Origin of the sequence: Collinsella aerofaciens (genome assembly GCF_015670745.1) — a bacterium.
In the GTDB taxonomy this organism is placed as follows: domain Bacteria; phylum Actinomycetota; class Coriobacteriia; order Coriobacteriales; family Coriobacteriaceae; genus Collinsella; species Collinsella aerofaciens_T.
Genome location: NZ_JADPCH010000029.1, coordinates 1 through 14,997, shown reverse-complemented (window position 1 = coordinate 14,997; position 14,997 = coordinate 1). Strand labels below are relative to the sequence as shown.

Sequence of the window (14,997 nt, the reverse complement as noted above, 5' to 3'; positions counted from 1 at the left end):
GTCCTGCGCAAGACGGAAAGCACATTAAGTGCTTTCCTTTGCGTGCGGAACTCGCGACAAACTTAACCCCCGCCCTCAGCCCCGGAGACCCTCCCTGCCGTCACATTATTCAACCAGTTTTGCGGGCGTGCGCCGCTGCGCGGCTAGCCCGCGTGCTCCTCGGCGGGGTTGGTCTGATGGATCTTGTTGAACTTCGGCCTTTGGCTCAAAGAAAAACGGGGGATGCATTGTGCATCCCCCGTTTTTGTTGCGGTTAGTCTAGGTCAATAAACTTGGTACTTATGATCTTGCCGTCTTTTACTAGCATTCTGGCCATGGTGGGGCCTCGGGTGCCTCTGGGGTAGCTGGCGCTGCCCGGGTTGAGGACTAAGCAACGGCCCACTTGGGCTTCTTTGGTTACGTGGGTGTGGCCGTTGATGGCTACGTCTACGGATCCCACCGGAAGGTCTTCGCGGTAGTGGGCTACGGCGAATTTGAGGCCTTCGTAGGTAAAGAGCGCAAGACGGTCTACATCGGGACCGTAGTCGCGGTAGTAATCGTTGTTGCCCAGTACGGCCCGCACGGGGGCGATGGTGCATAGGTGCTCGTAGTCCATCTCTGACGTGAGGTCGCCGGCGTGGATAATCAGGTCTGCGCCCTCAAGCTCATCCAGGAGCGCAGGCGAAAGATAGCCGTGGGTGTCCGAGATGATGTCGATACGCTTGGCGCTTGCACTGTTCATGGGATCCCTTCCGCAAAAAACGATTCGGCAGATACATACAAAAAGGCCCCACGGCTCCGCAGACGATGGGTCTACAGGGCTGCGGGGCCAGTGTGCTAGAGACTCAGAGCCTTCTTGAGCGGCACGACGCGGCGGCGCGAAACCGGCACGCGTTCGTCGACGCCCGTAATGCCCAGCTGGATGGCGCCCGAGGGCACCGTCTCCACATCCGTGACGCACGCCAAGTTGACGATATAGCGGCGGTGAACACGGAAGAAGCCAAAGTCGCAGAGTTTGGCCTCAAACTGCGCCAGCGAGGTCGTCGACAAAAAGCGATCATCGACGGTATAGATGCAGGAGTAATCGTCCTTGGCCATGATAAAGCGAATGTCGTCCACGGGAATGAGCACCTTGCGGCCGCCCTTTTCCACCGGGATACGCTCGATGGTCACCTTGCTGTCCGTAACCGGCTTGGTGCGTTGCATGACCTTCTCGATCGCGCGATCCAAGCGAGCTTCCTCGACCGGCTTCATCAGATAATCGACGGCATCCACGTCGAATGCCTCGACCGCATGGTCACTATACGCAGTCACAAACACGATCGCCGGCGGATTTTTGAGCTTATGCAGCGCCTCGGCAAGTTGCAGGCCCGAGGCACCGGGCATCGAGATATCGAGAAACACGACATCCACGCGACTTTCCATAAGCATCTCGATGGCGGAGCGGACGCTCGACGCCTCCGTGATCGTGCCGATCTTGCCCGTTTGCTCGAGCAGGAAGCGAAGCTCCGAGCGAGCCGGCGCCTCATCATCCACAATCATCGCACGCAGCATAGGGATAAAACCTTTCGTCAACTAACTACGCCGGGCATCCGTCGCATGACGTTGAGCCCGTAGCCTTTTATTTTACTCTTGAATGTCGAAGATGCTCTCTGACAAATCAAGATGAAGGAGCACTTTGGTGCCCTTGCCCGGCGCCGATTCGACACGCGTATAGGAGTGCGGCCCATAAAAGCGATGGATGCGCTCCGAAATATTGTGCATGGCCACACCGGCGCCGCCACCCTGGGGAGAGCTGGCGTCGGGACGGGCAAAACGCTCGTCAAACAGTCTGGCGGCGGTACCCTCATCCATGCCCACGCCATTATCGGCCACGGCAATCAAGATTGCATCCTCGCCGTCTTGGTGAACGGTCACGTCGATCCTCAGGGCGTCGTCATCGCCCATACCATGACGTACGGCGTTCTCGACAATCGGCTGGATCACGAACGCCGGCACCAGCGTATCTTCCACGTCCTCGGACACATCGAACGTCGCAAGCACGCGGTCCTCGCCAAAGCGGGCCTTCTCAAAGGTAAGGTAGCGCCTGGTCTGTGCGACCTCGCGCGAGACCGGAATAAGCGATCCCGAGTTGTCGAGCGTGGCACGATAGAACGATGAGAACTCACGAAGCAGTTCGCGGGCCCGCAGCGGGTCGGTGCGCGTAAACGATGCAATGGTGTTCAGCGTGTTGAACAGGAAGTGCGGGTTAATCTGCGCCTGCAGCGCACGCACCTCGGCGCGCGCCGTGAGTTCCTTTTGCACCTCGAGCTCGTGGATGGCGAGCTGCGTGGACAAGATCTCGGCAAAGCCCGAGGCAAGCGCGTACTGGGTACGGTCGACGGCGCGCGGGGTCTTGTAGTAGAACTTGAGCGTGCCGACGGTACGATCGCCCACCTTGATGGGGGCGATAATGCCGGCGGGGACTTGGTTGTGCGAGCCATCCGAGCCCACGACATCCACCATACGGTTGAACGACTGCACGATGCCATGTTCGATAACGTAGCGTGTGGCAAGCGTGTGGATGGGAGAATCTGGCAGTAGTTTTTCCTCAAACTCGCCCGCGCAGGCCAACACGTTGCCCTCGTCGGTGATGGCCACCGTCATGGCGCGCGTCTCGGGCAAAATGCGCCGGCACACCAAACGCGCCGACTCCTGCGTCAGACCGCCCTTAATGTCCTCGAGCATGGCCGAGGCCACCGAGAGCGTCTCCTCGGTGTACTGGGAGCGCACCGAATCGGGATTGAGCGTCAAAAAGATAAAGATGCACAGAAAGATGCACAGCAGCGCGCAGGCAATCACCGTGGCGATCGGCTCGATACCGGTCACCAAGGCAAAAATAAAGTACACCAGCACGCAAATGGCGCAGGCAACGGCAATGATGCGAAAGATTGATATTGAACTATCGCGCTGGGCGCGGCGGTCGATCATTCGGCCCCCTCCAGGATACTGATCAGTTGTGCGTCACGCCAAAGCCCGTCCATGATCTTGGGCCAAAAGCTCTGGAAACGCAGGTAGCTTGCGGCGTTTTGGCGCGCGTAGGTCTTGGCCTCGTCAATACCGTGGCGCCAGATGCGCAGGTAGCCCTCATGCTCGCGGGTAAACACGCTGCGGACCATAGCGGTCTTGCGCACGCGGTCGTCGAGCTCGCGCGAAATCCACGGGCCCGGGTAGGGCATGAGTGATGCCGCCGTAACGGGAATGAGCTCCTTTTGATGCGCGGCGAATGTCAACTTGGCCCGTTCGTAGTACCAACGGTATACATCCTGCATAAAGCGCGGTGAGCGCTTTTCGGACTCCGGAGGCAGATGGCGCACGGTCCACTCGTTATCGAACCACACGTCGTAGCCAAACATGCGCATGTTAAAGAGGTAATCCAAGTCCTCGCCGCGGGTGATAAACGGGTCAAAGGCCACACGCGTAAAGGCGCGGGCGTGCAGGGCCATCAGGCCGCCGCACACGTAGTTGGAGCGCGAGATGCGGGTGCCCGAGAGCGCCTTTTTCATCCAACGGTTGAACTCGATGCGCTTGGTCCACCAACGATGGCAGATGCCCGCCTTGTCCGTGGGAGCCAGCGGCGAGCCGTCGCGATCGTAGAAATAGCCGCTCTTGACCAAGATCGGCAAGCCCTGACGCGTCTGCTGCCCCAACGCATAGGTCGCGCGCTTCATAAAGTCGGCGTCGATGACAGTCTCATCGTCATCCAAAAAGATAACCGCGTCATGCCCCAGCACAGCGGCACAGGCTAGCCCCATGTTGCGGATGGCACCGTAGCCTCGCAGGCTCACGCACTCGCCCGAACCCTTGGGCGCGATCTGAGCAACCCGGTCTGCAATGCGCGAGGCCTGGGTGTTGGTGACAACGGTGACCTTGAGCGTGGGATGCGCGTCGACAATCTCGCGCACGCGCAGCGACACATCGGCTGTGGCAGAAACGGGACAGACCACCAAAAGGATGATGCGCGGGATGTCACGTACCTGCTCAAGCGAGGCCAGGCAGCGGTCGAGTTCGGGATTGTCGGCGTTGAGTCGCGTCGAATGGTCATAGGTGCCAGGGGCGTTTGCGCAAGCGTCATCGCCCGCCCAATACGTTGGAATCACGACTGTGGCGTTCATGCCTTACCCTCCCTGCAACACAAAAACGGGACGCCGCCAAACACAGGCGACGCCCCGCGACCTAGCTGATTCCATCATACCCACTTGGGCAAATCATTGCTCGTAAGTCGCAATGTTTATTGCGGATAACCCCCAAAAGAGTACCGTGGACAGGCACAATAGCCGCTCGCTCCTATGCGGCATGCTCTGCCGCCCGAGTCATGCGGGACAGGCGGACCAGCAGCATAAAGCCAACGATCAGCAGCACGCCAATGGAAAGGACGCCCAGCGACGGGTTGCCGGTCAGCGAGGTGACGACCGACACTAGGAAAGTGCCCATGACGCTTGCATAGCGACCGAAGATGTCAAAGAAGCCGTAGTACTCGTTGGACTTTTCCTTGGGGATAATGCGACCAAAGTAGCTACGGCTAAGCGCCTGCACGCCGCCCTGGAACAGGCCGACCATAATGGCAAGCACCCAGAATTCAAAGGCGGTCTTTAGGAAGAACGCGGCGAACAGCACAATGCCCATGTAGGCGGCGACTGCCACCAGGATCATGTTGAGCGTGCCCACGCGTCCGGCGAGCTTGCCGTAGATGATGGCGGACGGAAAGGCCACGAACTGCGTGACGAGCAGCGCCAGGACCAACTGGGTCGAATCGATGCCCAAAGCCGAGCCGTAGCTGGTAGCCATGGAAATGACCGTGTGCACACCGTCGATATAGAAGAAGAACGCAATCATGTAGACCAGCACGGTCTTGTTGTGGGCGATCTCGCGCATGGTGTGTCCGACCTCGGAGAACACACCGCCCACGATGTGGCCGATGGTGTCCTCGGGACCGCGCTCGCGACCGTACTTTTGCTTATAGGTGCGAATGAGCGGCAGGGTAAAGATGAGCCACCAGGCACCAGTGATGATAAACGACAGACGCGTTGCCAGCATGGTAGGGACGCCAAGAGCGGGGCCACCCATGATGAGCGCCAGGCAGATGACGAACGGCACGGTGGAACCGATGTAGCCCCAGGCATAGCCCGAGCTGGACACGGCGTCCATGCGCTCGTCGGTGGTAATGTCGGGCAGCATGGCGTCGTAGAACGTCATAGAAGAGTTAAGGCCGATGGTGCACAGCACGTACACGGTCAAAAATGCCATGGCGGACATTGGGATAGCCTGCGCCAAGCAAAGCACCAGGCCCGTGAGGAAGAAGCCCAAGAAGAACTTGATCTTGTTGCCGGCGTAGTCGGCAAGCGCGCCCAGAATGGGCATGAGCATGGCGATGACCAGCGAGGCGATCGTCTGCGCATTGCCCCAGGCGACCACCAGGTCGGCCGAGGAAGCGCCGGTATTGATGGCGTTAAAGTAAATGGGCACCACCGAGGTATTGAGCAGCACGAGGGCCGAATTGCCCACATCATACATAACCCAGTTACGCTCGAGCTTGGTGTATTTCATGGACAGGGACCCTTCGTATTCGCCCGATATGCAGTTAGTTCATCGTACCCCAATTGTCCAGAACCGCCGGTAAGGATTCGGCAAAGGGGCACGCACGGGCCCTATTCCTCGCGGTCGAACTCCTCATCGGCATTGAGCACGCGACCGCTGTAGTTGACGTGACTGGTCACGGCATCCATGTCACCGGTCTCGATAAAACGTGCGACCGTGCACTCGTAATCGCCCAGCGCGCGATCAAAGACCTCGGGGAAACTCTCGTTCGAGACCTCGTCGGTAAAGGGATTCTTCCATGTCAGATGGCCCAGGTTACCGGTGCGCTCGGGCAACTCCGTCGTCACGCGATGAGCAAGGCCGTCGAGCAGCGAGTAATCGTGCACCAAGCCCTCAACCAGCGAGATCGCGCGCGTCTTTGCGGAGCCGGCCGGCTCAATCGCGCGGTAAAGTCGCTGCATATTGGCAACGGCAGCACCGTACTCCCCCGCCGGAATGTCAATGCCGTACACGCGTCCGGCAACATAGCTCATCAGCACGCCGGCCACGCGATTGATGCGATCGGTGGTGACGATCTCGCCCGCCGGCGGGTAATCGTCAACCGTAGCGCCATCGCGTTTAAGCTGCAGCATCAGCACATCCAGGTCGCTCTCGATCACGGCATGGACCTGACTGCTCGAATCCTCAAGCTCTGAATCGGACTCGACAATGCCAAACTGCTGCTCATAGACAAAGGGATGGGCGTTGCGGTCGAGCACGTAATGAGACAGCAGGCCCAGCGCAAAGGCACGACCCAAGCTGGCGTCGCGCGGCAGCAGATGCGACACGCCGTCGCGCAGGCACGCAAACTGACGAGACATGCGCGACCGATGCATGACCTGCGCCAGCAGCGTGCAGTCGGAAACACGCGGTGTCAGAATGTGAAAGAAAAACGGGTCGGGGCCTTGGTTGCCCAAGATAAAGGCAATGCGCTCTTCATCGGACGTGACGACGCCCTGTGGAAGACGGTCGATGCTTTCCTCGCCAAACAGATGATGGGTGATAAGCGCGGGCATAATGATCCTTTCGATTTCATTCGATGCCACCCATTATGCCCACCGCGCGCCCATGCCAAACCTGCGATGGTAAACGACGGCACGCAGACCGTCTACGCAAGCCCCAAGTGTGCTTTAACCTCGGCAGCGCGACGGCGGGACACGGGCACCGTCGAGGTTACGCGATCGAGTCTGAGCTCCATAAGACCCGTGGAACCGATCTCGACATTGTGCACGTCTTCCAAATTGACCAGATAGCTGCGATGAACGCGAATAAAGCCCTCGGAGACCAAGCGACGCTCGAGCGAAGAGATCGACTCATTGATCAGGTACGTTCCCTCGGCGCAGATGGCGTTGCAAAAATCGGCGCGCGCCTCAAAGTAGCAGACGTCTGCGGCGGGAATGAACACCTTTTTGCCCCCGCGGTCCACCGTCAGACGCAAAGGCTGGCGCGGAGCGTGGATAACACGACGGGCACCCAAGGCTGCCTCGATCTTGTCGAGTGCCTTTGACAGGCGTGCGTCCTCGACCGGCTTGACGACATAGTCGACCGCATCGAGGTTATACGCATCGGCGGCAAACTCGGCAAACGCCGTCACAAACACAACCACCGGCGGCGTCTTTAGGTTCTGCAGCGTCTCGGCAAGCTCAATTCCCGAGCGGCCGGGCATCGTGATGTCCAAAAACAACACGTTGGGCTTGTTCGAGAGAATCGACTCCACGGCCTCGGTGACATTGCCCGCCTCGGCAATCTGGCCCACACGCGTATCCTTTTCCAACAGATAGCGTAGCTCAGCCCTAATGGGAGGTTCGTCATCAACCACCAAGATGTTCCAGCCTTCGGACATATGTGCTTCCCCTCTTTTTCTCTCAATCCAACCGCGTGCTACGCCGTCAACGGCGCCGGCTCATGCGGCTCGCCGTTCAGCTCGACGATGACCTGCGTTCCCACGCCCTCCTGGGACTTCACGCGCATGCCGGAATCTTCTCCGTAAAAGAAATGGATGCGCTGAAGCACGTTGAAGAGCGCCAGGCCGCAACCTCGCTTGACGGAGCCGTCGGCGGTAATGCTCTCGGGCTCCTCCAGGCGATGTTGCTCAAACAGATGCGCGCAGACTTCTTCGCTCATACCGATGCCGTCGTCCTCGACGATGATCTCCAAACCGTCATCGGTCTCGAAAGCCCTAACATGAATAGAAAGCGGCTCGGTCTCGCGCTGCGCGTGCTTGATGCAGTTTTCGAGCAACGGCTGCAAGATAAACGGCGGCACCATGCAATCGCGCACCTCAAAGTCGATATCGACCGAGACGCGCAGACGGCCGTCGCCATAACGAGCCTGCATAAGATTGATATAGCGAGTGCCCTGTTCCACCTCGTGCTCGAGCGTTGTGAGGGTATCGGAATCAGAAAGCGTCTGACGGTAGTAGTTGGAGAAGTCGATCAGCAGCGATCGCGCCTTGTCGGGCTCGGTTCGAACGAGCGACACGATGGTGCTGATGGTGTTAAACAGAAAATGAGGATCGACCTGCGATTGCAAGGCGCGCAGCTCCACGCGGGCCGTAAGCTCGTCCTGGCGCTCGAGCTCAAAGCTCGCAAGCTGCGTGGAAATGAGGTCGGCAAAGCCCGAGGCAAGCGCCGTCTGGCGCATATCGATGCTGCTCAGACGGGGATAATACAGCTCGAGCGTGCCCACGCAATGCCCGCGCACGGTAAGCGGTGCGACAATACCGGCGCGCAGGCGCGGAAAGTAGCCACCTGTCTCGGTCGAGGCATCGCGCGAGAACACGCTTTGCTCACCGCTGTTGATCACGTTGAGCGTAGTCCGCAGCACCACCGGGGTGCCCGCGGGGCATTTTGCCGAGTCCTCGCCCCAGCTTGCCAACACCTGCTTGCCGTCGGTAAAGCAGATGGCAGAGGCGATAGTTTCGGACAGGATGATCTTAGAGGCGCCCAGGGCAGCTTCGGGCGTAAGGCCGCGCGACGTGTAGGCGAATATTTTTGAAGCGATGGCGAGCGTGCGGTCGGTTGCGCTCGATGTGAGGTCGTCGGGAACGACAAAGACGTACGAGAAGAAGAAGCACAGCATGACCAAGCCGGCAATGACGACAACGGCCGGAACGGGATTGGGATTATCGGTTAGATCCCAGATGAGCAGCAGGATAAGCAGCGGAACGACAATACCGAGCAAGATGGCTTGAACCACATGCTGAGCGGTACGAAAGACCTTGGTAGAGTTGTAGCTCTTGCCCAGAATCAGCCTATTGAGATCCACCGTCATCTCCTTCTTACCGACGCACCCCATAGCAATAAAGAGGGCCGCAAGCGACCCTCTCCATTGCATTATGCAATCAAATACTGTGTTTTACATCAAGCCATCGATGAACGGTAGCTTAGGCGCTGTACTTGTTTGCCTCGCCGAAGGTGCCGCCCTCGACAATCCAGCCGTCCTTCATGATGACGTCCATGTTGTCGGTGTTGAGCACGTGGATGTCGGCGGCGACGTCACCGTTGACGACCAGCAGGTCGGCGCACTTGCCGGCCTCGATGGAACCGGTCTCGTCCTCGATGTGGCACATCTTGGCACCGTTGAGGGTGGCGCAGGTGATGGTCTCGACCGGAGTGAAGCCGATCTTGTCGACGAACTCGTACATCTCCTCGATGGAGCAGGTGCCGTACGGGGTGACGAAGGAGAAGGAGTCGGAGCCGATCGTCATGACGACGCCGCGCTTCTTGGCCTCGCGCAGGCAGTCGTAGTTGCGCTGCAGCTCCTTCTCGACCAAGGTGCCCTCGTACTTGTCGTGCAGCTCGGGGACGTAGACGGGCGGATAGGTGGCGTACCAGGTGGGCAGGAAGGCGATCGTCGGGGTGAAGAAGGTGCCCTGCTCGGCCATGAGGTCCATGGTGCGCTCATCGATATCGAAGCCGTGAATCAGCTGCTCGCAGCCAAAGCGAACGGAATCGTAGGCAGCGGCGTGGTTGTTGTAGCAGTGGCTCCACACGGGGATGCCGACCATCTTGGCCTCTTCGACCACGGCCTGAATCTCCTCGGAGCAGTAGTGCTGGTCGCGGCCGGAGTCCCAGCGCCAGATGCCGCCACCGGTAGCCCAGATCTTGATGGCATCGGGGTTCTCGCGCAGGCGACGACGGACGGCCTTGCGCAGATCCCAAGGACCGTCGACCTGATCGCCCCAGGGGTGCGATTCCTTGTTGAGCTCCTGGCTGCAGTGGTGGGAGTCGCCGTGGCCGGCAACGCGGCAGAAGCCAAGGCCGGTGGCCAGAACGCGCGGGCCCTTGAAGACGCCCTTGTCGATGCAGTCACGGATCTGGATACCAAAGCGGCCGATCTCGCAGACGGTGGTGAGGCCGTGGGTGAGGCAGTCATAGGCCTGCTTGACGGCGACGGCCTGCTTCTCGAGGAGCGGCTGCATGACCCAGTCGGTGTCATCGTCAGTCAAGTTGCCCGAGAAGTGCAGGTGGGTGTCGATCAGGCCGGGAAGGACAGTCTTGCCGGCGGCGTCGATAACCTCAACGCCCTCGGGAAGGTCCTGCATAGCACCGGCGTACTCGATCTTGCCGTTGTCGTCGACGAGAACGAGGGAGTTCTCGACCGGCTCGGCACCGGTACCGTCGATGAGCTTGCCGCCAACGATTGCATACTTAGTGGACATGGTTCCTCCTTATGGATCCATATAGTGGGCGAGGCCGTGTTGGGTTAAGGCCTCACAAAGCTACCCAAGTGGCGCCGGGTTCGGTGCGCGGAAGAGAGGGGCCCGCGCACCTGATCCGCCCCGGCTCGGCGTTACTTTTTGCGGGAATTGGTGAAGGCCATGAGAGCCAGGCCGACGACCAGCCAGCCGATTACGATGCTCCACTCCACCATGTTGAGAGAGGCGGGAGAGAACGGAATCACGAGCAGGCCGATGATGATGGCGCAGGCAGCGATAGCGAGGCCGATGCCAAACTTGCCGCCGGGCACCTCGTAGGGACGAGGCAGGTCGGGCTCGGTGAAGCGCATGCGCAGGCAAGCGAGGGCGACCATGCCGCAGGAGAAGATGAAGGCGAGAGCCGACACGTTGGTCAGAGGGATGAGCATGTTCTTGCCCAGGAACGGACCGACGACGGTGATGACGCCCAGAACGACGCAGGCAAGCTTGGGAGCGCCGGACTTGGGGTCGACCTCGGCGAACTGCTCGGGCAGCTGGCCCTTGCGGCCCATGGCGAGCATGATGCGGCTCGTGGCGCCGTAGAAGGAGTTCATCGGGCCCATGGGTCCAAGCGTGGCGATGACGAGCATGGCCAGGTACAGAAGCATGTTGATGCCCTTGAGGCAGGCAAGCGCAGGAACCGGGCTCTTAACAAACTCGTGCCAGTCGAGGATGGTGCCGAACGAGTAGATGCAGACCATGTAGAAGCCGCCGGCGGCCAGCAGAGCCAGGGAGATGATCTTGCCGAACTTGTTCCAGTTGAGGCCCTCGGCTGCTTCCTCAGCCTGCTGAGGAATGGTGTCGAAGCCGGCGTAGAAGAACGGAGTCAGAACCAAGACCGACACGATGCCGGCAAACAGGCTGGTGCTCTCGGTAGCGGCCTTGCCGCCGCCAGCGCCGGTGACCTGGGAGAACACGGGCATGGCGTTGTCCGGCGAGCCGGTGAACAGCGAGACGCCCATGGCGAGCAGCATGCCGCAGAGCAGAGCCTTGGTCAGGAAGGCCTGGAGCTTGGCGGCCGAGCTGGCGCCGCGGAAGTTGAGGAAGATGACGTAGACTGCAAAGCCGAGCGCGATCAGCGTCGGGAACAGGTAGACGTCGGCCCCCAAGATGGTGTAGAGCTTGACGGCGCGCAGCCACTCAAGGCCGGGCAGGCTGCCGAACATCTCGGACACGAGGGTCGAAATAGCGATGGCCTCCCACGGGCACAGGATGCCGTTGCCCAGGGCCAAAAGCCATCCGGTGATGTAGCTCAGTGTACGGCCAAAGCTACGATCGACATACTCGACGATGCCGCCCGAGATGGGGATAGCAGCCGTGAGCTCACCGAAAACAGCTCCGACGGGCACGAGGAAGATTGCACCCAAGAGGAATGCGATCATAGCGGGAACGGGACCGCCGCCCACGACCATCCAGTCGCCGACCTGCAGAACCCAACCGGTACCGATGATGGCACCGAAACCGATGGTGAAGAAGTTCCAGAGCGAGAGCGTTTTCTTCATGCCGCCGTTATCCTCGACTGCAACCTCTGCGTTCTTGTCCGCCATTGTTCCCCTCCTTTCCTTTTTGACGCCCCTTGGCGTCACCCCTTGCGCGGTCCGTTTTGCCGCGCGCTTTTATTCCATGGCTTTAAGATACGGCCTTGGCGCAGCAGCGCCACTTGTAGCTCGACCGAAGGCAGAACTGCAAAACGAGCGGCGCCGTTTTTGGGACGAACGGCGGAAGACGTCATTCGTCTTGGACGCTTTCATCTTGTCTGCTTTTGAAGACCTGTTGCCGTGACGCTTGGCGCGCGGCGCGGCAACGTTCATACCATTTGTCAGGCTTTTGGCGCACATACCCATGTGTCGTGCATCTTTTTATGTAGGATAGACAAGTTACATATGAGGCAAGGTGATTCGAATGGCATACGGATACAATGACGGCGACCAACGGCCACAAAGCGTGCGCCTTGCCGGCCGCACCACGCCAACGCCCAGAAGCACCTCCGACAACGACAACCCGCAGCGCCCCCAAGAGCAGCCCGGGGCTTCTTCGCGGCAGCAAAGCCGTACCGTGCAGCAGTCAGACCGCGTGAGTACGAGCACACGCCAACGTCAGACCGACACATTGCAACCACGCCGCTACGATCGCCGTAAGACCGACTACTACGTCAAGCGCTCCTTTTCGCGACCTCAACGCGATCGCGGCAATTCCGCCCCTCACCCCGCGTCGCACACCACAAGCCACGCGCTTCCGGCCCGCCGCCTACGCCTTGCGCTTTGCTCCATCGCCGCCTGCCTCGTCTTTGTGTTTTTGGGATCCTGTATCTCCCACGGATCAGCCGGTCTTGAGCCCACTGCCGAGGACAAGCTGCTTAAAGCTCCCGTCGCGCCCGGTTACTCCTTTGCGTTCTCGACCCCACGCTCGCAATGGCAGGCCGGCGCCATGCCCCACATCTACCAAATTGACCCCGCATGGTCGGAGCTGCCCTATGCCGGTGGCACTATTCGCGAAAACGCTTGCGGTCCCACTTGCCTCACCATGGTCTATATCTTTAAGACCGGCCACACCGATAAGACGCCGGTCGATATATGCGCACTGGCCGAAGCCGGCAACTACGCCCCCACCGGTGCCACCGAGTGGTCGTTTATGACAGGCGGTGCGTGGCAGCTAGGGCTCAACGGAACACAGCTCTATAACGATCGCGAATCGATTACCCAAGCACTTCGCTCGGGTGCGCCCGTCATCGCCGCAGTGCGCCCCGGTACGTTTACCAACGTAGGCCACTACATCGTGCTCTACGGCATCGACGATGCCAATCAGATTGGCGTCTACGACCCCAACTCGGCCAGCCGCAGCGCCCGCCGCTGGGGCGTCGTAGAGGTCCTCAACGAAGTCGAAGCCATGTGGGCCTACTACTAGTCATTTAAGAACGTCCCCAATGACTAGGTGAATAGCAAAAGCCCCGCAGTCGGAGCGGACTGCGGGGCTCATGAAGAGAGGCTAGTTTGTGGGCGCCTTGCCTGGCGCCCACGAGAGAGGCAACAGAGTAGAGACTACTCGTGGATGCGGGTACCGGAGAGGCCGGCCATGGTCTCGGCGGCCTTGTCCAGGGCGCCGATGATGCAGGTGCGGCCCTTGCGGGAACGGGCGAACTTGATGGCAGCGCGGACCTTGGGCTCCATGGAACCCTTGCCGAACTGGCCCTCGTCGGCCAGGCGCTCGGCCTCGTCGGCGGTGATGTCCTCGAGCTCCTCCTGGTTGGGCCTGCCAAAGTTGATGGCGACATGCTCAACGGCGGTCAGCAGGAACAGAACGTCGGCGTCGCAGTCCTCGGCCAGCAGCTCGCCGCCCAGGTCCTTGTCGATGACGGCGGGAACGCCCTTGTAGCAGCCCTTGTTCTCGTAGTCGCGGACGACGGGGATGCCGCCGCCACCGCAGGCGATGACGATGAACTCGTTGTCGAGCAGGTTGAGGATGGAGTCAGCCTCGACGATCTTCTTGGGATCGGGGGAAGCGACGACGCGACGCCAGCCGCGGCCGGAATCCTCGACGAAGACCTTGGAGGGATCCTCGGCCATGAACTCCTTGGCCTGCTCCTCGGTGTAGAAGGGGCCGATCGGCTTGGTCGGGTTCTTGAACGCGGGATCATCCGGATCGCACTCGATCTGGGTGACGACGGTGGCGGCGTGCCAACGCTTATAGCGCTTGTGCATCTCGCGGCCGATGCCCTGCTGTAGGTGATAACCAATGTAGCCCTGGGACATGGCGCCGCACTCGGGCAGCGGCATCTCGGGGGTACCGATGGCATCGTGGGCAGCGGCGAAGGCGTTCTGGATCATGCCGACCTGCGGGCCGTTGCCGTGGGTGATGATGATCTCATTGCCCTGCTCGATGAGACCGAGGAGAGCGTGGGCGGTGTTGCTCACGGCCTCGATCTGCTCGACGGGGTTGTTGCCGAGGGCGTTGCCGCCAAGGGCGACGACAATACGATCGGGCTTGCCAAGAGGCTTAGACATTGCTGGAATCCTTTCTGTAAAAGGCCTACAACCCATTAATAACCCGCGTCCGTGCGATACGCGAGTTTATTAAGGTTTATATTCTCTTTATCGCTCATTTTATTCATTTTGAAAATAGCGGAACGGTGAACGGTCGTTTTTATCCGCTCAGCGTACAGAACTCCAGCTCAGACATATCTACGTAATTTACGTGCGACTTTATTTAAATGAAGCGAGGATTATGTCGGATTATGCAAACTACATCTCTGCTAAACACAAAACGGACAGCGCAATATCTTACTCGCGCTATACGAGATTCTATGCACTTATAAGTCGAGTATGCACCCCTGCAAAAACAAGGGGCTTTTCATCCAGCAAAAGGAATAAAGAAGCGCTCCGAAAAGGCGGCAACAACCACGCCCCCATCCATCCCCAAAGTGGCGCGAGGTTTCGCGGCAAAGCCGCGAAACAGCGAAAGGGACGGAATACCCGGCCAACTACGTCCTTCATCCGCCCACACAATCCAAGGACGTAGTCGTAGCAGGATTTGAGGGCTGACCTTCGCGGACACTCCGCAGGACGAAAGAACCCCCGCCGCACATAGTGTGAACTGCCTCCCATTTCTTGGACATGAGAAATGGGAGGCTTTTTATGCGTGTCGACTTGAGGGTGAAGCACGACATCGAGGCCAGGAAGGCGGCAATCGGGCTCTTCGAGCGAGGC

The 14,997-nt window shown here is 59.7% G+C and carries 12 protein-coding genes; 1 reads left to right on the top strand and 11 read right to left on the bottom strand.

Annotated features, from left to right (window positions below; genetic code table 11):
- Nucleotides 1-253 precede the first annotated feature (253 nt).
- The 10 genes from I4W07_RS08785 to I4W07_RS08740 form a co-directional block, all read right to left on the bottom strand.
- On the bottom strand, nt 254-721 hold the full coding sequence (locus I4W07_RS08785; RefSeq protein WP_117821523.1) for a YfcE family phosphodiesterase: 468 nt from the start codon (nt 719-721) through the stop codon (nt 254-256).
- 95 nt (nt 722-816) lie between these two features.
- Nucleotides 817-1,533, bottom strand: a complete 717-nt coding sequence (locus I4W07_RS08780) for a LytR/AlgR family response regulator transcription factor (protein ID WP_022094115.1) — start codon at nt 1,531-1,533, stop codon at nt 817-819.
- 72 nt (nt 1,534-1,605) lie between these two features.
- Nucleotides 1,606-2,949, bottom strand: a complete 1,344-nt coding sequence (locus I4W07_RS08775) for a histidine kinase (protein ID WP_196026388.1) — start codon at nt 2,947-2,949, stop codon at nt 1,606-1,608.
- A complete protein-coding gene (locus I4W07_RS08770; protein ID WP_196026387.1) occupies nt 2,946-4,133 on the bottom strand; it encodes a glycosyltransferase in 1,188 nt (395 codons plus the stop codon). Before I4W07_RS08770 ends, I4W07_RS08775 begins: the two co-directional genes overlap by 4 nt.
- Nucleotides 4,134-4,305: 172 nt before the next feature.
- Complete coding sequence (locus I4W07_RS08765) at nt 4,306-5,565, bottom strand: MFS transporter (RefSeq protein ID WP_006235159.1); 1,260 nt, start codon at nt 5,563-5,565, stop codon at nt 4,306-4,308.
- A 101-nt stretch (nt 5,566-5,666) separates the two neighbouring features.
- Nucleotides 5,667-6,611 carry a zinc dependent phospholipase C family protein gene (locus I4W07_RS08760; protein ID WP_196026386.1) on the bottom strand — a complete coding sequence of 315 codons (945 nt, stop codon included), beginning with the start codon at nt 6,609-6,611 and terminating at the stop codon, nt 5,667-5,669.
- Nucleotides 6,612-6,703: 92 nt separating this feature from the next.
- Nucleotides 6,704-7,438, bottom strand: coding sequence for a LytR/AlgR family response regulator transcription factor (locus I4W07_RS08755; RefSeq protein ID WP_006235161.1), 735 nt, complete (start codon nt 7,436-7,438; stop codon nt 6,704-6,706).
- A 38-nt stretch (nt 7,439-7,476) separates the two neighbouring features.
- Nucleotides 7,477-8,868 carry a sensor histidine kinase gene (locus tag I4W07_RS08750; RefSeq protein ID WP_117786915.1) on the bottom strand — a complete coding sequence of 464 codons (1,392 nt, stop codon included), beginning with the start codon at nt 8,866-8,868 and terminating at the stop codon, nt 7,477-7,479.
- Between the two features lie 112 nt (nt 8,869-8,980).
- Nucleotides 8,981-10,258 (bottom strand): metal-dependent hydrolase family protein, encoded by a 1,278-nt coding sequence (locus I4W07_RS08745; RefSeq protein WP_055285286.1) that lies wholly within the window; start codon nt 10,256-10,258, stop codon nt 8,981-8,983.
- A gap of 131 nt (nt 10,259-10,389) precedes the next feature.
- The gene (locus I4W07_RS08740) at nt 10,390-11,841 is read right to left on the bottom strand and encodes an APC family permease (RefSeq protein WP_196026385.1); all 1,452 of its coding nucleotides are present in this window, start codon (nt 11,839-11,841) and stop codon (nt 10,390-10,392) included.
- A gap of 355 nt (nt 11,842-12,196) precedes the next feature.
- Between I4W07_RS08740 and I4W07_RS09210 the strand changes: the two genes are divergently transcribed.
- Entirely contained in the window at nt 12,197-13,198 is a 1,002-nt protein-coding gene (locus I4W07_RS09210) for a C39 family peptidase (RefSeq protein WP_229090551.1), read from the top strand.
- Nucleotides 13,199-13,332: 134 nt separating this feature from the next.
- Here the strand turns inward: I4W07_RS09210 and arcC are convergent, their stop codons facing one another.
- Nucleotides 13,333-14,295 (bottom strand): carbamate kinase, encoded by a 963-nt coding sequence (arcC, locus tag I4W07_RS08730; protein ID WP_196026384.1) that lies wholly within the window; start codon nt 14,293-14,295, stop codon nt 13,333-13,335.
- Between the last annotated feature and the right edge of the window lie 702 nt (nt 14,296-14,997).